Annotated in this window: 19 protein-coding genes; 10 read left to right on the top strand and 9 right to left on the bottom strand. The window is 68.9% G+C overall.

Annotated features, from left to right (window positions below; all coding sequences use genetic code 11):
• The first annotated feature begins 73 nt into the window (after positions 1-73).
• Genes pcaH through pcaC form a run of 5 tightly spaced genes read left to right on the top strand, consistent with a single transcriptional unit; the run spans position 74 to position 4210 of the window.
• Entirely contained in the window at positions 74-871 is a 798-nt protein-coding gene (pcaH, locus tag I2487_RS03645) for a protocatechuate 3,4-dioxygenase subunit beta (protein ID WP_207170014.1), read from the top strand.
• A gap of 2 nt (positions 872-873) precedes the next feature.
• Positions 874-1455: a protocatechuate 3,4-dioxygenase subunit alpha gene (pcaG, locus tag I2487_RS03640; protein ID WP_207170013.1), complete on the top strand. Its 582-nt coding sequence runs from the start codon at positions 874-876 to the stop codon at positions 1453-1455.
• Between the two features lie 23 nt (positions 1456-1478).
• On the top strand, positions 1479-2948 hold the full coding sequence (locus I2487_RS03635; protein ID WP_207170012.1) for a lyase family protein: 1470 nt from the start codon (positions 1479-1481) through the stop codon (positions 2946-2948).
• The gene (locus tag I2487_RS03630) at positions 2941-3831 is read left to right on the top strand and encodes an alpha/beta fold hydrolase (RefSeq protein WP_207170011.1); all 891 of its coding nucleotides are present in this window, start codon (positions 2941-2943) and stop codon (positions 3829-3831) included. Before I2487_RS03635 ends, I2487_RS03630 begins: the two co-directional genes overlap by 8 nt.
• The gene (pcaC, locus tag I2487_RS03625) at positions 3824-4210 is read left to right on the top strand and encodes a 4-carboxymuconolactone decarboxylase (RefSeq protein ID WP_207170010.1); all 387 of its coding nucleotides are present in this window, start codon (positions 3824-3826) and stop codon (positions 4208-4210) included. Before I2487_RS03630 ends, pcaC begins: the two co-directional genes overlap by 8 nt.
• A 19-nt stretch (positions 4211-4229) precedes the next feature.
• On the opposite strand, the gene I2487_RS03620 is transcribed toward pcaC, so the two are convergent.
• Positions 4230-5045: a MerR family transcriptional regulator gene (locus tag I2487_RS03620; RefSeq protein ID WP_207170009.1), complete on the bottom strand. Its 816-nt coding sequence runs from the start codon at positions 5043-5045 to the stop codon at positions 4230-4232.
• Positions 5046-5196: 151 nt separating this feature from the next.
• On the opposite strand from I2487_RS03620, the gene I2487_RS03615 reads away from it, so the two are divergent.
• A complete protein-coding gene (locus I2487_RS03615; protein WP_207170008.1) occupies positions 5197-5553 on the top strand; it encodes a hypothetical protein in 357 nt (118 codons plus the stop codon).
• A 38-nt stretch (positions 5554-5591) separates the two neighbouring features.
• Here I2487_RS03615 and I2487_RS03610 read toward each other — a convergent pair whose 3' ends face one another.
• Entirely contained in the window at positions 5592-6794 is a 1203-nt protein-coding gene (locus I2487_RS03610; protein ID WP_207170028.1) for a lipid II:glycine glycyltransferase FemX, read from the bottom strand.
• 351 nt (positions 6795-7145) lie between these two features.
• Here I2487_RS03610 and groL point away from each other — a divergent pair, with 351 nt between their 5' ends.
• Positions 7146-8783: a chaperonin GroEL gene (gene groL, locus I2487_RS03605; RefSeq protein WP_207170007.1), complete on the top strand. Its 1638-nt coding sequence runs from the start codon at positions 7146-7148 to the stop codon at positions 8781-8783.
• A gap of 84 nt (positions 8784-8867) precedes the next feature.
• Here groL and I2487_RS03600 read toward each other — a convergent pair whose 3' ends face one another.
• The 6 genes from I2487_RS03600 to I2487_RS03575 all read right to left on the bottom strand — a co-directional run bounded on the left by I2487_RS03600 (position 8868) and on the right by I2487_RS03575 (position 16097).
• Entirely contained in the window at positions 8868-9158 is a 291-nt protein-coding gene (locus tag I2487_RS03600; protein ID WP_036473115.1) for a WXG100 family type VII secretion target, read from the bottom strand.
• 237 nt (positions 9159-9395) lie between these two features.
• Positions 9396-10958 (bottom strand): sensor histidine kinase, encoded by a 1563-nt coding sequence (locus I2487_RS03595; RefSeq protein WP_207170006.1) that lies wholly within the window; start codon positions 10956-10958, stop codon positions 9396-9398.
• Positions 10959-11019: 61 nt separating this feature from the next.
• Entirely contained in the window at positions 11020-11748 is a 729-nt protein-coding gene (locus I2487_RS03590; RefSeq protein ID WP_207170005.1) for a response regulator, read from the bottom strand.
• 96 nt (positions 11749-11844) lie between these two features.
• Positions 11845-13503: a DNA repair helicase XPB gene (locus I2487_RS03585; protein ID WP_207170004.1), complete on the bottom strand. Its 1659-nt coding sequence runs from the start codon at positions 13501-13503 to the stop codon at positions 11845-11847.
• On the bottom strand, positions 13496-15829 hold the full coding sequence (locus tag I2487_RS03580) for a helicase-associated domain-containing protein (protein ID WP_207170003.1): 2334 nt from the start codon (positions 15827-15829) through the stop codon (positions 13496-13498). The genes I2487_RS03585 and I2487_RS03580 overlap by 8 nt, the downstream gene beginning before the upstream one ends.
• A gap of 1 nt (position 15830) precedes the next feature.
• Positions 15831-16097 (bottom strand): hypothetical protein, encoded by a 267-nt coding sequence (locus I2487_RS03575; protein ID WP_207170002.1) that lies wholly within the window; start codon positions 16095-16097, stop codon positions 15831-15833.
• A gap of 125 nt (positions 16098-16222) precedes the next feature.
• On the opposite strand from I2487_RS03575, the gene I2487_RS03570 reads away from it, so the two are divergent.
• A complete protein-coding gene (locus I2487_RS03570; RefSeq protein ID WP_036473128.1) occupies positions 16223-16606 on the top strand; it encodes a cold-shock protein in 384 nt (127 codons plus the stop codon).
• Between the two features lie 2 nt (positions 16607-16608).
• The gene (locus I2487_RS03565; protein ID WP_207170001.1) at positions 16609-17064 is read left to right on the top strand and encodes a DUF3027 domain-containing protein; all 456 of its coding nucleotides are present in this window, start codon (positions 16609-16611) and stop codon (positions 17062-17064) included.
• A gap of 25 nt (positions 17065-17089) precedes the next feature.
• On the opposite strand, the gene serC is transcribed toward I2487_RS03565, so the two are convergent.
• Positions 17090-18205 carry a phosphoserine transaminase gene (gene serC, locus I2487_RS03560; protein WP_207170000.1) on the bottom strand — a complete coding sequence of 372 codons (1116 nt, stop codon included), beginning with the start codon at positions 18203-18205 and terminating at the stop codon, positions 17090-17092.
• 181 nt (positions 18206-18386) lie between these two features.
• On the opposite strand from serC, the gene I2487_RS03555 reads away from it, so the two are divergent.
• Positions 18387-19115, top strand: coding sequence for an iron-dependent transcriptional repressor DtxR (locus I2487_RS03555; protein ID WP_207169999.1), 729 nt, complete (start codon positions 18387-18389; stop codon positions 19113-19115).
• The last annotated feature ends 476 nt before the right edge of the window (positions 19116-19591 follow it).

Raw genomic sequence — 19591 nt, 5'->3', positions numbered from 1 at the left:
CGCAGACTGAACGAGAACCACGTCACACCCCGGCGATCTCCGCCGCGGATCCCCCTCGAGGAGCGAGAGCCCCATGGCCGAGAAGAACACCGACCCGGACGCCGCCGTCCTGTCCCAGGCGGAGATCGACACGGAGATCGCCGCCATCCACGCGGAGTATCGAGCTCAGCGCGACGCCGGCGCTCCGGTGGAGACCAACGCCCGGCTGAACTTCCCGCCGTATCGCAGCTCGCTGCTGCGCCATCCCACGAAGTCCCTGCACCACGCGGACCCCGAGGACATCGAGCTGCACAGCCCCGCTTTCGGCCACCGCGACGTCTCCGCACTGGAGTCCGATCTCACGATCCAGCACAACGGCGAGCCCATCGGGGAACGGATCATCGTGACCGGCCGAGTGATCGACGGGGACGGCCGCGCCGTCGCCGGCCAGCTCGTGGAGATGTGGCAGGCCAACGCCGCAGGACGCTATATGCACAAGCGTGACCAGCACCCCGCTCCGCTGGACCCCAACTTCACCGGAGTGGGACGCACCCTGACCGGGCCCGACGGCGAATACAGCTTCACCACCATCAAACCGGCCCCGTATCCGTGGAAGAACCACAACAACGCCTGGCGCTCGGCGCACATCCACTTCTCGCTCTTCGGCACCGACTTCACCCAGCGGATCGTGACCCAGATGTACTTCCCCGGGGACCCGATCTTTGCCCTGGACCCGATCTACCAGTCCATCACCGACCAGGCGGCCCGCGATCGCCTGGTCGCCACCTATGACCACTCGGTCTCCCAGCATGAATGGAACACCGGCTACCGTTGGGACATCGTGCTCTCCGGAAGCAACCGCACCTGGGCCGAGCAGGAGGAGGAGCACTGACCATGAAACTCACCCCGACCCCCGGCCAGACCGTGGGCCCCTTCTTCGGCTACGCCCTGCCCTACGCCGGCGGCGAGGCTCTGGTGGACCGCTCGCACCCGAGTGCCGTGCGGCTGCACGGCACCGTCTACGACGGCGACGGCGTGCCCGTGCCCGATGCGCTGCTGGAGATCTGGCAGCCGGATGAGCACGGAGCGATCTCCCGGCAGCCAGGATCCCTGCACCGCGACGGCTACACCTTCACCGGGTGGGGCCGTGCCGCCGTCGACGGCGCAGGGCACTACAGCTTCACCACCCTGGAGCCCGGCAGTACCGGCCCCGAGGTCGCCCCCTACGTCCTGGTCACCATCTTCGCCCGCGGGCTCATGGACCGCCTCTTCACCCGGGCCTACCTGCCCTCCGAACCGGCCACGCTGGAGCGGGACCCGCTGCTGAGCTCGGTGCCCGCAGAGCGCCGACACACCCTGCTGGCCAGCCGCGAGTCCGACGGCAGCCTGCGCTTCGACATCCATTTCCAGGGCGAGGATGAGACCGTGTTCCTGACCTATCCCAACACCCCGCAATTCACCGGCCCCGTGGATTGACCGACAGGAGCGCACCCCTCGCCATGACTGGACCCTACGGAATCCTCAGCCCGGTCTGGGCCGGCACCTCGACGGCGCGGCTGATGTCCGAGGAGTCCATCCTGCGGGCCCTGCTGCGCGTGGAGGCCGCCTGGGCCCAGGCGCTCGCCGATGCTGGCGAGGCCCCGGCGCAGAGCGCCGCCGCCATCACGGCGATCAGCCGGGACCCGCAGCGGGCCGGGATCACCGTCGAAGACATCGCCTCCCAGAGCCCCGGCGGCGGGAACCCGGTGATCCCGATGCTGGGTGCCGTGCGCGGTGCGCTGGCGGCCACCGGTGACTCCGACGCCGCGCTGCACCGCGGAGCCACCAGCCAGGACATCCTCGACACCGCCCTGATGCTGCTGTGCCGGGAGGCCGCAGCGGAGCTTCTGACCGATGCACGCCGGGCCGGCACCGCGCTGAGCAGGCTCAGCCAGGACCATCGCGACACGCTCTGCGTGGCCCGCTCGCTGACCCAGCACGCGCTGCCGACCAGCTTCGGGCTGCGCTGCGCCGGCTGGCTCGATGGGCTGACCCATTCGATCCGGCGACTGGAGCTTGCCGCGGCGGCGCTGCCGCTGCAGTGGGGCGGCGCCGTCGGCACCCAGGCCGCCCAGTGCGACGCGCTGGGCACAGGGCAGACCGCCGCGCTGAGCGAGGATCTCGCCGCCCGCCTGGGCCTGTGCCCGATGTCGCGCCCCTGGCACACCCAGCGCCAGGTGATCCTGGACCTCGGCTCGGCGCTCGCCGGCCTGCTCGCCGCGCTGGGCAAGGTCGCCGCAGACGTGCTCACCCTGCAGCGTCCCGAGATCGCTGAGCTGCGTGAGCCGACGGCGCCCGGCCGCGGAGGATCCTCTGCGATGCCCCAGAAGCAGAACCCGGTGCTCTCGACCCTGATCCGCTCCGCCGCCCTGGCAGGCCCAGCCCAGCTGAGCACGCTCTACCTGGCGGCAGCCACCGCCGAGGATGAACGCCCGGCAGGAGCCTGGCACGCCGAATGGCCGAGCCTTCTCGAACTGACCCGGCTCAGCGGCGGCGCCGCCGCCCGGGCCGCCGAGCTGCTCGAAGGTCTCGTGGTGCGCCCCGAGGCGATGGCGGCGAATCTGCGGCTCAGCGGCGATGCCGTGCTCAGCGAGCGTGTGATGGCCCGGATGGGGGACTCCTTCCCCGGCGGAGGCAAGGCGCTGCAGGATCTGGTGCGACGCAGCGCCGTCGAAGCTGTTCCGCTGCGAGATCTGCTGAAGGAGAGCCTCGGTGCGGCGATCACCGCGGCGGAGCTCGATCAGCTGCTCGACCCGAACCAGTACCTGGGCCGGGCGCAGGAGTTCATCGATTCCGCCGTCAGCGACTTCCATCGATACGGGGTCGCTCACCGCAACGCCACTCAGCACGACGCCACTCAGCACGACGCCACTCAGACCGCCGCCACTCAGACCGCCGCGCCGTCGGAAGGACCCATCGATCATGCCTGAGCCCACCGAGCCCGAGCCCACCCAGCCTGAGCCCACCGAGCCCGAGCCCACCGAGCCTGCGCCCACCGAACCGGGGTCCGCCCTGAGGCTCGTTCCGCAGCTGCTCTGCGGGTCGGTGGAGGACCTGCGCAGCGGCACCCGCCCGGTGCTGGTGCTGGGGCCCTCCCTGGGGACCAGCGTCGCGGTCCTGTGGGAGGGTGCTCTGGAACATCTGCAGCAGAGCTTCACCGTCATCGGATGGGACCTGCCGGGACACGGGGCCGCCGCGCCGTATACCGCGCCCTTCGAGATCGCCGACCTCGCCGACGCGGTGGAGGAGCTCCTCGCGCAGCTCACGAAGACCCACGGAATGCCGGAGGATCTCCCGGTCTACGCCGCCGGGGTCTCGATCGCCGGCACCGTCAGCCTGACCCTGGCGCTGCGCCCGCAGACCAGGTTCACCCGGCTGGTCGCGCTGTGCACCGCCGCGAAGATCGGTGACCCGCAGATGTGGCGCGAGCGCGCCGAGCTGGTCGCCCAGGCGGGGACGCCCACCATGGTCGAAGGATCGGCCCAGCGCTGGTTCGCCCCAGGGTTCATGGCTCGGCAGCCTGCCGTGGTCACCGGACTGCTGCGCTCGCTGCAGCACACCGATCGACACTCCTATGCCCAGGCCTGCCGGGCACTGGGTCGCTATGACCTGAGGCCCGAGCTTGCCAGCGTCGCCCGGCCGCTTCTGGTGATCAGCGGGGCACAGGACCCGGTGTGCCCACCCTCGGCGGTCCAGGACCTCGCCGCCGCCCCGCACACCAGGACCGCAGTGCTGGACGGCGTCGCCCATCAGGCGCCGGCCGAAGCCCCCGACGCCACCGCACGACTGCTCAAGGAGTTCCTCAATGACTGATTCCAGCTACCAGGAGGGCATGAAGGTGCGCCGTGAAGTGCTCTCCGATGCCCACGTGGACCGCGCCGAGGCGAAGAAGGACAGCTTCACCGAGGACTTCCAGGAACTGATCACCAACTACGCCTGGGGATCGATCTGGACCCGGCCCGGTCTGGACCGCCCCACTCGCTCGGTGATCACGCTCACCGCATTGATCGCCGGCGGCTACTGGGAAGAGCTCGAGATGCACATCCGTGCGGCGCTGCGCAACGGGCTCACCGAGGACCAGATCAAAGAGGTCTTCCTGCAATGCGCGATCTACTGCTCGGTCCCCGCCGCGAACACCGCATTCAGCATCGGCCGGCGGGTCCTGGAGGAGGAGCGCAACAAGGACGCCTGAGCCTCAGGGCCTCAGGGCTTCACGGCACGGCTTTCTCTGAGATCGGCCAGCCGATCTCGGTGACTCCGGGGTGCGTCGGTGCGCCGTGGAGATAGGTCTCTCGAATCGGACCTGCTGCGCCACCGCCCAGGTCCGCTACGTGGCTTCCCAGCTCGGCATAGGCCTGCCCGACGGTGTCATCGGAACCTCGGTGCACGGCGACCGCCATCCACGACGCGGGAAGCGTCTCAAACGCTGCCTGCCCTGCTGGTGCTGGTGCTGGTGCGTGAGTCTCCGCGACAGGAAGGAAGAGCGCGCACCCGCCGCGCTCGTGAAGGAACAGCTCGGTGGACCAGAGCCCACCCAGGGGTCCGGTGGGCTCGATCCCGGTCCGCTCGAGCTCTTCCCACAGCGCACGGCGCGTGTCCTCGAACCAGCCGCCCAGTGCGGGCAGCTCGATGGTGTCCCGAAGGATCAGGACCTCGATCGCCGGTGCCCGGCGAATCTCGATGGGTATGGGAGTCTCCACCAGGAGCTCTCGCAGCGAGGTCACAGCGCTGCGCGTGGCCGCCAGTCGCTCTTCCATCCGACGCAGATGGACCGTGATCGCGTCACGGCGGGCTGCCTGACCCTGCGCCTGCAGGACCCGCTTGATCTCATCCACCGGCATGTCCAGGGACCGCAGGTGCTGGACCACTCGGGCGTCACGGATCTGCTCCGCATCGTAGAGTCGATAGCTGTTCACCGGGTCGACGGCGGCGGGTTCCAGCAGGCCCACCTGGTGATAGAAGCGCAGCGCCTTGGCGCTCAGCCGGGTCGCCCGGCTGAAGTCTCCGATGGTCATGAAAGCTGCCATGGTCACATCCTCGTCCACTCGCCTCGGATCACGTCAGGACCGAGAACTCCGCGCCTGACGTGTCTTGACCTTGCCCCCAGGGGAAGGCCCAGAGTCTCCAGACAGATCGGTGTTCGGTGAACACCTCCACCTCCGACATCCGGGAGCCCCCATGCCATACAGCACCATACGCAGGACTGAACTTCCCGCCGTCGTGACCGCCTTTCTGGCCTCCGACGCCACCTCGAGCCCTCAGGCCACCGCAGAGCTGTTCACCGACCAAGCGGTCGTGCTCGACGACGGCCGCACCTACAGGGGTCGCGAGGCGATCCTCGGCTGGCGCAAGGGGGCCGCACGGGCATTCAGCTACACCAAGACGATGCGCTCGGCACGCCAGCGCGGGCCCCTCATCGAGATCGTCGAATGCCTCGAGGGCGACTTTCCCGGCGGCCGGGTCGATCTGCGCAGCACCTTCACCGTGGAGCCGGCGGGGCTGATCTCTTCGCTGAGGATCACGGTCGCAGACTGATCAGCCGCTCGGGGCCGGGACCGCAGTCCCCGGCCCGCTCAGCGTCGCGACATGTACAGGTTGAACGCCTTGGCCAGCAGTGGATTGACCGGGTAGTCCCATTCCCCGAGGGTCTGAACCACATCGGCGCCCATGGTCGTCTTGAACCGGGTCAGCCCGGCCAGCGGGTACTCCGGGTCCAGTGAGGGGCTGAGACCGCCGAGGTCATACCACTGGCAGCCCGCGGCGAGCGAGTCCTCGATCTGACGCAGCTGCAGCGCCCGCGGCGCATAGCGCTTGCGCTCCTCGGAGGAGGATGCGCCGTAGACGTACCAGGCGAACTGACCCTGCCGGACATAGATCGCCGCAGCCAGGAGCTGATCCTGGAAATGCGCCAGGTAGAGCGTGCATTCGCTCAGCGGTGAAGCGTTGAGCTCGCGGTACATGTCTTGGAAGTAGGAGAGCGGCCGGCCGGTGAAGTCATCACGGTCGGCGGTCTCGGAGTACAGCGCGTGCCAGGCGGCGAGGTCGGACTCGCCGCCGACGCTCACCTCGAGCTCGGAGCGGGTGGACTTCTTGGTCTGGCGGCGCGAGGACTGATCCATCCGGGCCAGCACCTCATCCAGGGCCAGGCTGTCACCGGCCCGATCGGTCAGGGGGATGCGGGCCTGGAACTGCGGCTGTCCGGCCTCGAAGTCGGTGCTCGGCGCGGGGGCCTTGAAGCCCAGCGCGCGCAGCTCTTGCTGCCACTTCTCGGCCTGGGCGGCACCGACCGGATCACTCTCGAGCGGCTCGAGCTCTTCGATGCTGGTGTTCTCCCCGGCGGCCAGGGCGCGACGGACCTCCTTGGCCTCCCAGCGGCGCAGCACCGAGGGCAGGCCCATGCGGATCAGGAAGGCTCCGGAGGTCTTCAGGTAGGCGATCAGCGGCGGGAGCAGTCGATGAAGGTCGACGGCGGCCGGGTCCATGACCGGTCCCTCGGCCAGATAGGCGAGCTGCTTGTTCCCCAGCAGTGGCACCGCGGCGGGGATCGGGAGCCGACGCAGGAGCACCAGCGTCGCGGCCACCGGCGCGGAGTCCGGCCCGGCCTCGGCGTCGAAGACTCCGAGGCTCTGGGCCTGCCACTCCTGCTTCACTGCGGGCCAGCGCGGGTTCTGCAGGAACGAGGCGGTCTGATGTTCGGCGAGGAAGCGGGTGTGCTCCTCGGGGCTGATCGGGCGGACCTGGTACACGGCGGCGACGCCTGAATCTCTATGCTCCATCACGCCTCAAGGGTACCGTCTGGTTCCTGCGCCGCTGGGAGATCAGGTTCGGGCCCGGTTGCGCTTCGTCACCCATACACGGTGCCGCTTCGCAAGGGCGGCGGCACAATCTGCCCTCGGCGCAGAGGTTTGCACTCGGTAGGGGAGAGTGCTAAAAATTGGTTTAGCACTCTCGTGTCGAGACTGCTAGAGGAACCTGAGCAGGTGAGGCCATACAGAAGTTTCCGGTGACGCGGGAACGGCCGTCCGTCGCGGGCACCTGGAATGGTTCGACCCAGCAGACGCGAACACGTCTGAAAGTCACACACCACGGCTTGAGATCAGCCGAGTCCAGGAAGGACACGCGCCACTATGGCAAAGACTATTGCATTCGATGAAGAGGCACGCCGCGGCCTCGAGCGCGGACTGAACGTCCTCGCCGATGCCGTCAAGGTCACCTTGGGTCCCCGCGGCCGCAACGTCGTGCTGGAGAAGTCCTGGGGTGCCCCCACGATCACCAACGACGGCGTCTCCATCGCCAAAGAGATCACGCTGGACGACCCCTACGAGAAGATCGGCGCCGAGCTGGTCAAGGAGGTCGCCAAGAAGACCGACGACGTCGCTGGCGACGGCACCACTACCGCCACCGTCCTCGCCCAGGCCCTGGTCAAGGAAGGCCTGCGCAACGTCGCCGCCGGTGCCGATCCGATGGCGCTCAAGCGCGGCATCGACATCGCCGTGGAGTCGGTCACCGCGGAGCTGTTCAAGTCCGCCAAGGAGATCGAGACCACGGAGCAGATCGCTGCCACCGCCTCCATCTCTGCCGGTGACCCGCAGATCGGCGCCCTGATCGCTCAGGCGCTGGACAAGGTCGGCAAGGAAGGCGTCATCACCGTCGAGGAGTCCAACACCTTCGGTCTGGAGCTCGAGCTCACCGAGGGCATGCGCTTCGACAAGGGCTACCTCTCCGGCTACTTCGTCACCGACGCCGAGCGCCAGGAAGCAGTCCTGGAGGATCCCTACATCCTGATCGCGAACTCCAAGATCTCCTCGGTCAAGGACGTCATCGGCGTCCTCGAGCAGGTCATGCAGTCGGGCAAGCCGCTGCTGGTCATCGCAGAGGATGTCGAGGGTGAGGCCCTGGCCGCACTGGTGGTCAACAAGCTCAAGGGCACCTTCAAGTCCGTGGCCGTCAAGGCCCCCGGCTTCGGTGACCGTCGCAAGGCCATGCTCGCCGACATCGCCATCCTCACCGGTGGCCAGGTCATCGCTGAAGAGGTCGGCCTGAAGCTGGAGAACACCACTCTGGAGCTGCTCGGCACCGCCCGCAAGGTCGTGGTGACCAAGGACGAGACCACCATCGTCGAAGGTGCCGGCGAGGCCGACGAGATCGCCGGTCGCGTGGCCCAGATCAAGGCCGAGATCGAGAACTCCGACTCGGACTACGATCGCGAGAAGCTCCAGGAGCGTCTGGCCAAGCTCGCCGGGGGCGTGGCAGTCATCAAGGCCGGCGCCGCCACCGAGGTCGAGCTCAAGGAGCGCAAGCACCGCATCGAAGATGCCGTGCGCAACGCCAAGGCCGCTGTGGATGAGGGAATCGTCGCCGGCGGCGGTGTGGCCCTGATCCAGGCCGGCGCCCGCGCCTTCGCGACCCTGCAGCTCAGCGGAGACGAGGCCACCGGCGCGAACATCGTGAAGTTCGCCGTGGAGGCCCCGCTGAAGCAGATCGCCATCAACGCCGGCATGGAGGCCGGAGTGGTGGCCGAGAAGGTTCGCGGACTCCCGGATGGCCACGGCCTCAACGCCGCCACCGGTGTCTACGAGGACCTGCTTGAAGCAGGCGTCAACGATCCGGTGAAGGTGACCCGCTCTGCACTGCAGAACGCCGCCTCCATCGCCTCGCTGTTCCTCACCACCGAGGCCGTCGTCGCCGACAAGCCGGAGAAGCACTCCGCTGGTGCCGGTGCCGAGGGCATGGACCCGATGGGCGGCATGGGCGGCATGATGTGATCAGCTGACTCGCTGATCCCTTGCGCCCCGCCGCTAGGGGAGAACCCCGTCGCAGACCTGGTCTGCGGCGGGGTTCTCTGTTGCTCAGTGCCCGAACATCCGGGTGTTCGCCGACTCGGTCTCCTCGTACTGGGTGGAGGCTGCCGCCATCGCCTGACGCACGCTGGCCAGCGACTGCTCCACCTGGGCCTGGGTGCCTCGCCATTGGGTCAGCACATCCTGGAACGCGGTGGAGGCTGCGCCCTTCCAGGACTCCTGGAGCTGGCGCAGCTGAGATTCCATCGAGCTGACATCGGTCTGGATGCGGCCCAATGTGGCTTCTACGGTCTGACTCTTGGCCAGCAGCTCCGCGGTGTCGATCTGAAGAATTGCCATGGTTCTCTCCTCGGGTGACCAGCACCACCGGTGCAGTTCCGGTGCAGTTCCGATGCAGATCAGGTGCAGGTCGGGTGCGGACGGGGCCTGGTGCCCTGCCCTGGTCCGAGCCACCGTACCCAGCTCCACGGCGGCGCAGCGCCGCCGGAGACAAGCTGTGGAACGCCCGAGCCAGGCACGGGCGTCCGGCCGGACTGGGGAAGAGCTCGGGGGTGCTCTCGGCGCCGGTTCCGGGGCTCACTCGGGGGTGTGATGCTCCCGAGCCGCCGCGCGCAGCTGGTCCAGCTCGTCCTCGTCGATGTCGGTCTCGTGATCGCTCTGATCATCAAGGGCCACCATGGGCAGCCGCAGCGTCATGGTCGCTCCGCCGCCGGCGGTGGCGCTGTGGCGCACGGTGCCCTGGTGCTGCGCTGCGATCGCGGCGCAGATAGCCAGCCCGAGGCCGGTGCCGCCGGTCTCGCGCTGCCGGGAGTTGTCCGCCCGGTAGAACCGCTCGAAGATCTTCGCGGCGTCCTCGGCTGCGATCCCTTCGCCGTGGTCGCGGACCTCCAACACGGCGTCGGTCTCACCGCCGGCGCCGGCCTGGGTGCCAACTGCGATCTCCAGCGGAGTCCCCTGTGGCGTGTAGCGCAGCGCATTGGTCACCAGGTTCATCACGATCTGGCGGATCTTGCCCTCATCGCCCACGGCGGGTGCCGCTGCCGGGGAGCCGCCGTCGAGGCCGATGACCCGGGTCTCGCGATCGGGTGCGTTGACGGCGAGGTCCATGATCGAGTCGTGGGCGATCAGGTTCAGGTCCAGTGGTGCCTTCTGCAGCGGACGCTGCTCATCCAGGCGGGCCAGGGTCAGCATGTCCTCGACCAGCTGGCCCATCCGCTTGGCCTCGGACTCGATCCGGCCCATCGCCATGCCGACGGCCTCGGGGTTGTCGCTGACCCCGCCCTGGCGGTAGAGCTCAGAGAATCCACGGATGGTCACCAGCGGGGTGCGCAGCTCGTGGGAGGCATCCTGGATGAACCGCCGCATGTTCTCCTCCGAGGTGCTCTTGGCCTGGAAGGCGGTCTCGATCTGTTCCAGCATGACGTTGAGCGAACCGGAGAGCCGGCCGATCTCGGTCTCCGGCGGAGCGGTGGTCTCCACGCGCTTGGAGAAGTCGCCGGCGGCGATCTCTGCTGCGGTCTTCTCCACGTGGAAGAGTGAGCGGAAGGCCCGGGTGACCAGGGCGTAGGCGATGGTGGAGGCACCCAGGGTGGCCATCAGCCCGATGGTGGCCACCAGGAACGTCGCACGTTCCACCGAGGTCTCGACCTGTTCCAGCGGCAGCGCGACCGCCAGGCTGTCCTCTCCGTTCTCCAGCGGCATCACGTGCACGCGCCAGCCGCGGGAACCTTCCTGGGTGCCGGCGACATCGAGGACCTCACCGTCCTGCCAGAGCTCGAAGACCTCGTCGAAGGTCATGCTCGGGATCTGTGGGATGTCCCCGCCGGAGCCGGCCGGCTGGGTGGAGGTCGCCTGCAGCAGCTCCCCCTCTGAGTCCATCAGGATCCCGTAGAAGCGCAGGATGGACTGGGTTTCGCCGATCTCCGGGGCGCTGCGCCGGGTGAGGAACATCGAGACGTTGTTCGCGTTGGCGTAGATGTCCTCGTCGAGGTTGCGCAGCAGCTCCTGGCGGAACAGCGAGGCCGAGACGAAGGTGGTCACGAACAGCGTCAGCACCAGCAGCCCGGACATGATCAGCACCAGCTGGGTCCGCAGTGAGGCCTTGCGCCAGGTCTGGGTCACGGAACTGAACGGGCGCATACGCAGACCTTACGTGCCGCGGGGTGTCAGGGTGGGCACCCGCACGGCTTCGATCGGTCTGTTACAGGCCCTGCGAGCGCTGACGGCGCTCCCAGGTCTGGAGCACATAGCCGACCCCGCGCTTGGTCTGGATCATCGGGGCGCCCTCGGAGCCGGACTCGATCTTCCGGCGCAGGTAGGAGATGTAGGACTCCACGATGGAGGCGTCGCCGTTGAAGTTGTACTCCCAGACGTGATCCAGGATCTGCTGCTTGGAGAGCACCCGATTGGGGTTCATCATCAGGTAGCGCAGCAGCTTGAACTCGGTGGGGGAGAGCTCCACCATCTCGCCTCCGCGGCGGACCTCGTGGGCGTCGTCGTCGAGCTCGAGGTTGTCCACCACGATCACGGCGTCCTCGTCCTGGAACGGCGCGGTGCGGCGCAGCACGGCTCGGATCCTCGCGACGACCTCATCGAGTGAGAACGGCTTCGTGACGTAGTCGTCGCCGCCCACGGTCAGGCCGGTGATCTTGTCATCGGTGTCATCGCGTGCGGTGAGGAAGAGCACCGGGAAGTGCTTGCCGGCGGCGCGCAGCCGTCGGGTGACGGTGAAGCCGTCCATATCGGGCAGCATCACGTCCAGGACCGCGAGGTCGGGCTGGAAGGTCTCTGCGGTCTCCAGCGCTTCACGGCCGTTTCCGGCCGCGGCGACCTCGAATCCGGCGAACCGCAGCGAGGTGGCCAGCAGTTCACGGATATTGGGCTCGTCATCGACGACGAGGAGCTTGGCTTCAGGAGTCTTATCAGTCACGCCGTCAGTCTGCTCCCGGTATCTGGGAGATCGCTGGACGCTTCCTGTTTGTTGAGTGGTGCCTCGGTGCTTAATCGCCCGCCGAGCGCTCGGGATTCAGACGATGTCTTCGGCGTCGAGGATCGAGTACCCGTAACCCTGCTCGGAGAGGAACCGCTGGCGGCGTGCCGCGTACTCCATGTCCACGGTGTCGCGGGTGACCACCGAGTAGAAGTGCGCCCGCTTGGGATCCTCGCCCTCGGCGGCGGTGCCTGGGCGCAGCAGCCGTCCCAGGCGCTGCGCCTCCTCCTGTCGGGATCCGAAGGTGCCAGAGACCTGGATCGCCACCGAGGCCTGAGGCAGGTCGATGGAGAAGTTCGCGATCTTCGAGACCACCAGGACCTCCAGCTCGCCGGCGCGGAAGGCGTCGAACTGCTTCTGCCGGGCGGCCACGGAGGCTGATCCGGTGAGCACCGGAGCCCCGAGCTGCTCGCCGAGGCGTTGAAGCTGCTCCACGAACTGGCCGATCACCAGGACCTGCTCGCCCAGATACCGGTGGCGGGCCACCAGCCGGGCCACCACGGCGTCCTTGACCTCGGCCCCGGCGGCCAGCCGGTGCCGTTCCTTGTCTGCGGCGGAGGCATACTCCATCCGCAGGCTGCGCGGCATGTCGGTGCGCACCTCGATGCAGGTCGCCGGGGCGATCCAGCCCTGGGCCTCCATCTGCTTCCACGGCGTGTCATAGCGTTTGGGCCCGATCAGCGAGAACACCTCGCGCTCCCGGCCGTCCTCACGGACGAGCGTCGCGGTCAGGCCGAGCCGGCGGCGGGCCTGGAGGTCCGCGGTCATCCGGAAGATCGGGGCCGGCAGCAGGTGGACCTCGTCGTAGATGATCAGTCCCCAGTCGTGGCCGTTGAGCAGCTCCAGGTGGGTGAAGAGCTCGTTGCGGCGGGCCGCGAGCACCTGGTAGGTGGCGATCGTGACCGGACGGACCTCTTTCTTGGCGCCGGAGTATTCGCCGATCTCCTCCTCGGTCAGCGAGGTGCGCTTGAGCAGCTCCGCCTTCCACTGCCGGGCGGAGACGGTGGAGTTCACCAGGATCAGCGTGATCGTGCCGGAGGTGGCCATCGCGGCGGCCCCGACCAGCGTCTTGCCGGCACCGCAGGGCAGCACGACGACGCCGGAGCCGGCCTGCCAGAAGTTGTCCACCGCCTCCTGCTGGTATCCGCGCAGCGCCCAGCCGTCCTGGCGCAGCGCGATCGGATGGGCGGTGCCGTCGACGAACCCGGCCAGGTCCTCGGCGGGCCAGCCGAGCCGCAGCAGCTGCTGCTTGAGCTCGCCGCGGGCCTGTCCGTGCACCGCCATGGTGTTCTCATCGATCTCGGGCCCCAGCAGCGAGGTCAGCGTCTTGGCGTGGCGCACCTCGCTCAGGATGCCGGGCTCCTGGCTGCGCAGCACCAGTCCATGGACCGAGTCCTTCTCCAGGCGCAGCCGTCCGTAGCGGCTCATCGTCTCGGCGATGTCCACCAGCAGCGCGTGCGGCACCGGGAAGCGGGAGTGGTTGAGCAGGGTGTCGACCACGTATTCGGCGTCGAACCCGGCGGCGCGAGCATTCCAGAGCCCCAGCGGGGTGATCCGGTAGGTGTGGATGTGCTCCGGTGCGCGCTCGAGATCCGCGAAGGCCGCGACGGCTCGCCGGGCGGCATCGGCCGCGGGGTGATCGACCTCCAGCAGCACGGTCTTGTCCGACTGCACGATCAGCGGTCCATCAGCCATTGCTCTCCTCTAGGTTGCCCGGGTGCTGCGCAGATGCCTGCACGGAGCTCCCTTGCGGTGGGGTCTGTTGCGAGGTGGTCTCCTCCACGGCCGCGATGCGGTGCAGCATCACCGTGGCATCGCCCTGATCGTCTCGCACCCGGATCCTGACCCGCCCGGCGTTCATCCCGGTGGGCACTCCGGTGAGCCGGTGCGTGCTGCCCTGCGGGGAGACTCGGATCAGCGTCAGCTCGCGCCGGGCGGCCAGTGCCGAGCGCAGCGTGCCGATCACGTCCTGGGTCGCAGCGGAGTCGGAGGACGACGACGGCGCAGCCCGCCCGGCCTGCCGCAGCGCGGCAGCCGTCGCGCGCAGCAGGTTCTCATCCTGCTCGCCCGGCTGCGCGCCGGTGATCCGCACCGGAGACTGCTCCCAGGGGGAGCTCTCCAGCGCCCAGGACGCGGTGTGCTCGGCAGAGGTGCCCGCAGGCTCGCGGCGGCGACTCTCGGGCTCCGCCTCGGTGTGGCGCGCGGTGTTGAAGCCGGCCTCGGTCAGCGCCAGTTCCAGCGCCTTCGCGGGGGCTCGGCAGATCAGGATGTCCTCGGCCAGGACCTGCAGTCCGAGACCCTCGAGCCCGGGATCCGCCAGCAGCGCCGCACGCTGGTCCGCGTCGGTGACTCGCAGCCAGGCGCCGGCCTCGCCGATCTGCACCCCGCGCCAGGTGCGCGCAGCATCTTCGACCTGGGTCCGCAGCGCGGCCGGCACCTCGGTGAGGCTGTGCGCTTCGAGCCAGGTCAGCATCCCGGCCCCGGTCCATCCTCGGGTGAGGCCGCGGTGCAGCGATTCGGGGCTGAACCGGAAGGTCGGCACGGCCCCGTGTCCCTCGCGCTGGGCGAAATCGGCCAGCGCCGCGGCGCTGCCGGGGGAGAGCGCGCCGGTGGCGATCGCGGTCAGGTCCGACTGGACCAGGATGGTGTCCACCTGGGCCGGCATGGTGGATGCCAGCCGCTCGGCGAGCCGGCTGAGGCCCGGTCGCCAGCGCGCGCCGGGGCTCGGGGCGGGGTCTTGGCGCACCGCCTCCCGCGGCTGCGACCCCTCAAGCAGCGCGTCTCCTGCGGTGCTCAGCGTCCCCACGGCGAAGAGGCCCAGCCGTTCGGCCTCGCGCATCAGCCAGGGCAGCAGGTGCATGACGCGGGCGCTGAGCAGCGGCCGCTGTGCAGCGAGCCGGCGTGGCAGCGCGCCGGTCAGGGCGTCGGGGCCCGGAAGGTCATCTTCGGGCAGGTTCAGCGCATAGAGCTGTCCCTCGCGTCCGGATGGCTCCCCGATGAGCCCGGCTGCGGTCTCCAGCAGCGCGCGCCGCAGCGCCTCGGCGTCCCCGCGCTGGCGGTCCAGGCCCAGCGTCGGGGCGATCCGGCTGCTCGGATGGGGTCCGCGCAGCAGCATCGGCGCGCGGGGCGCCAACAGCCACCCGGAGACCAGCAGCTGGTGCTGATGCTGGCGCGCCGCGGCTGCCCATTGCTGCGCCAGCCGCCCGGGGGACCAGGACTGGCCGTCGGTGAGCTCGATGAGCCCGCAGGCGGCCGTGAGCTCCAGCAGCCAGCCGATCTCTCCGACGCTGGCGTCGGAGCCGGTCACAGCCCCGAGGGTCCCGGCGCTCGCGCGGCCCCGGGCGGAGCTCGAGGCGGCGGGAGGCCCCCAGCGCGCGGAGGCCGCAGCGATTCGGCGCAGTTCGCGCATCCCCACCCCGCCGGTGCGCAGCGTGGTGGCGGGGGAGGCGGTGAGCAGCGCAAGCAGCTCCGCGACGTCGTCGAGCAGCTCGGTGATGGCGGCCAGCGACGCGTTCTCGATCACCGCGGCCGAGGCGCGGGCCGGGCTGGGACTCGGCGCGGAGGTGGCCGCGAGGGTGCCGGCGAGCTCCGGCAGGTGCGCGGTGAGCGAATCGATGATGTGCGGAAGCCTGGCCGGGGTCCCCAGGTCCTGCGCCGACTCGGTCTCGCTGAAGAAGAGCCCCGCGGCGTGCAGCGCCTCCACGGCGTCCGAGTCTGGAGCTTGCGCTGAGTCTGGAGCCTGCGCTGAGTCCGGAGCCTGCGTCGCGGCTGGAGTCTGCGCTGAGTCTGGAGCCTGCGTCGCGGCGCGGGCGAGGGTCACGGCGGCGCCGAGCGTCACGGCATCCAGGCGCTGCAGGTGGGTGCGGATGCTGGCCTCGGACCCCACCCGCACGGCCAGCGTGGTCAGATCCTGCGGGCTGGGCGCCAACAGGTCAGGGCGCAGCCGCAGCAGCCTCGCCAGACGGTCCTCGTCCCAGGTCTCAAGGCGCGCAAGCAGGGCTTCCAGGCTGAGCAGGGACACTTCAGCCGATGCCGGTGCCGCGGCGGCGCCGGTTCACCGAGAGCAGCAGAAACGCGATCAGCAGCGCGAATCCCAGCGGAAGGCCCCAGAGAGCTGCGACATAGAACGCCGGATGCGGGTCGGTCTCCATGAAGTACAGGCTCAGGATGACCAGCAGGGCGATCCCGGACAGGGCGGTGATGACCACCCCGGACCAGAGCAGCGCCTGGGCGGGGCGGGAGCCGCTGCGCCGGTGCGCGCCATGGGCGGCGCTCGTCGTGGAGGACATGCGGCGATTCTACCGCGCAGCTCCGGGAGTCCGGCGCCCAAGTTCGGGCTCCGGCACGGACGGCGGTACTCTAGAGGCCTTGATCATCAGTATCCGTCTCCAGCGATTCATGAGGTAAGCGCACCGTGCCAACCGGGAAAGTGAAGTGGTTCGACGCCGAGAAGGGCTTCGGGTTCCTGACTTCAGATGACGGCCAAGAGGTGTTCCTGCACTCTTCTGCCCTGCCGGCGGGAGTGCCCAGCGTCAAAGCGGGCGCACGCATGGAATACGGCATCGCCGACGGCAGGCGCGGCAAGCAGGCGCTCTCGGTGCGGCTGCTCGAAGAGGCTCCCTCCGTGGCCCGCGCCACCCGCAAGCCTGCCGACGAGATGGCCGAGCTGGTCCAGGACCTGGTCAACGTCTTGGAGAACTCGACGGGAGCGCTGCGCAACGGGCACTACCCGCAGACCGCGCAGTCGAAGAAGATCGCCGCGATGCTGCGCCGTGTGGCCGATGAGTTTGATGCCTGATCATGACTGAACAGACCCCCGAGCCGGTCGCCGGCGAGCAGTCCGGTCCCGAGCAGCCCAGTGCAGTGAAGACCAAGCCCGAGCCGGCGGCCCGTACGCGCCGTCCCGGCAAGCCGAAGCTGGATGCGCTCCTGGCTGAGGCCGTCGATCTCGCCCACGACGCGCTCTACGAGATCGCCGAGCCCGAGCAGGTGGGAGCTCACCTCGGCGTCACCGCCGAGGGAGACCGGCTGCTCACGCACCGTTTCGCCGCGGCGAAATCTGGCTACCGAGGCTGGGAGTGGTTCGTCACCGTGGCCCGCGCCCCCCGTGCCAAGCTGGTCACCGTCTGCGAGATCGGTCTGCTTCCGGGCGAGGATGCGCTCATCGCTCCCGAATGGGTGCCCTGGCTGGAGCGGATGAACGACGAGGAGCGGCAGGCTCACCAGGCGGAGCAGGCCGAAGCCGACGAAGGCTGAGCCTGCCCCGCTTCGATGAGTCGGGTCAGCGACCCAGCACGTGGTCGATGCAGTGGAGCAGCCGGGTCACGTCCTCGGGCTCGATGGCGGTGAACGTCGCGATGCGCAGCTGATTGCGACCCAGCTTGCGGTACGGCTCGACGTCGACGATCCCGTGGGCGCGCAGCGTCTTGGCCAGCTCGGCGGCGTCGACCTCTTCGGCGAAGTCCACCGTGGTGATCACATTCGAGCGCTCCGCCGGCTCCGCGACGAAGGGCTGAGCCAGCTCATGGGCTTCGGCCCAGGCGTAGACCCGCCCCGCGGAATCTGCCGTGCGAGCGGCGGCGAAGTCCATGCCACCGAGCTCGTTGAGCCAGCGGACCTGCTCGTTGAGCGTGACCAGCGTCGCCAGGGCCGGGGTGTTGTAGGTCTGATTCTTGCGTGAGTTCTCGATCGCTGTGCTCAGCTGCAGGAATTCCGGCACCCACCGGGCGGCGGCAAGCTTCTCGGCGCGCTCCAGGGCGGCGGGCGACATCATGGCCAGCCACAGCCCGCCGTCGGAGGCGAAGTTCTTCTGCGGACCGAAGTAGTAGGCATCGGTCTCGGTGACGTCCACCGCCAGCCCGCCGGCGGCGGAGGTCCCGTCCACGAGCACCAGTGCGCCGTCGTCGGCCCCCGGCACCCGTTTGACCGGGGCCGCGACTCCGGTGGAGGTCTCGTTATGCGGCCAGGCGTAGGCATCCACACCCGGCTCAGGCACCGGCGCGGGCAGGGTGCCCGCCTCGGAGGTCAGGATGCTGGAGGCCTCCAGGAAGGGGGCGGTATCCGTGGCCTTGGCGAACTTGGAGCCGAACTCCCCGAAGGACAGGTGCTGCGCCCGCTTCTCCACCAGACAGAAGGACGCGATGTCCCAGAAGGCGGTGGAGCCGCCCACGCCGAGGATCAGCTCATAGCCGGCGGGGGCGCCGAAGAAGCTGTGCAGCCCCTCACGCACCTCACCGACCAGATTCTTGACCGGGGCCTGCCGGTGGGAGGTGCCCAGCAGCTCCCGCCCGGCCGCTGAGAGCGCCTCGACCTGCGCAGAGCGGACCTTGGAGGGCCCCGCGCCGAAGCGGCCGTCCTGCGGAAGCATCTCGTGCGGAATGGTGACGCGCTGGGACATGGGAGACTCCTAGATCGGTGAGCGGCGGTGGGCCCAGGAGCTGGCCTGGGCGGTCGCATCGGTCAGCGTCATTGCCGAGGGGTTCCGGTGCGGAACTATGCTGTACAGCAGCTGCTTCCACCAGGACGAACAGCGCCGAGGCTCACGTTATCAAGGCTCGGCGCAGGAGAGTGAGTCACACGTGACCGATCTGATCGACACCACCGAGATGTACCTGCGCACGATCCTTGATCTCGAGGAGGAGGGGATCGTGCCGCTGCGCGCCCGGATCGCTGAGCGTCTCGAGCACTCCGGTCCCACGGTGTCCCAGACGGTGGCGCGCATGGAGCGCGACGGCCTGCTGGTGCTCACCACAGACCGTCGGCTGCAGTTCACCGAGTCCGGCCGAGACCTCGCGGTGCAGGTGATGCGCAAGCATCGACTCGCCGAACGCCTGCTCTCCGACGTGATCGGACTGGAATGGCAGTACATCCACGAAGAGGCCTGCCGCTGGGAGCACGTGATGAGCGAGCGTGTGGAACGTCGACTGGTGGAGATCCTGCAGTCACCGGTGGAATCCCCCTACGGCAATCCCATCCCCGGCCTCGAGGAGCTCGGGGTGGTGCTCCCGGAGCCGCCTCCGGTGCCGACGAAGATCACCATGCGCCACGCCGCCGAGGCGGATCCGGAAGGGCTCGACGATTCGCTGTGGATCGTCAAGCGCCTGGCGGAGTCGATCCAGATGGAGCCTGAGGTCCTGGAACAGCTCCTCGAGGCGGGGCTGCGCCCCGGCGGGGCGCTGCGGCTGCGCGGGGTGAATCAGGCCTACGTCATGCTGGGGGTCGTGATCGCGCCCGACGAGCAGCTGGAGGTCGAGCTGCCGCTGGAGGTCGCCCAGCACCTGTTCGTGGAACTCTCGCCGACCTACTGAACGCCCTCCCGGGGCCTCTCAGTGCTGCCAGGTCGCCGCTAGGTCACGGTGAGATGACGCACATTGTCACGAAATGACATACGTCGCGCGGACCCCTCGTGTCCACACGGGAACCCCCAAGATCGTCCCTGACAAGGGGTTATGAAGAATTTCCAGGCGTTGCCCAGGCGTGGCAACCTCTGCCTGAGGCCGGGATCAGCGGTGCTTTCTGCATCGACCGTGACCTGAGCGTGACAATTTTATCGATCTGTTATAACGTCGTACTCGTGCTCGCGGCAGATGTCCGAAGTCGCAGCGCCTCCGTCAGATCTTCTCCTGCCGCTGACCGGAGCACGAAAACTACCGCAAGGCAGGGTGCGGGGCATCGCGGTCGATCGAGACCTGAAGAACGTGAGCTTCCGGGCTCACACTTCACACCAGGCGGCCCCGCAACTACAGGGAGAGGTTTCCAGAGAAGTGACAGACATGACTTTCGT

This window comes from Nesterenkonia sp. E16_10 (genome assembly GCF_017347085.1).
GTDB lineage: Bacteria > Actinomycetota > Actinomycetes > Actinomycetales > Micrococcaceae > Nesterenkonia.
The sequence above is the reverse complement of the archived record's forward strand: the minus strand, read 5'-3'. Positions and strand labels throughout refer to the sequence as shown.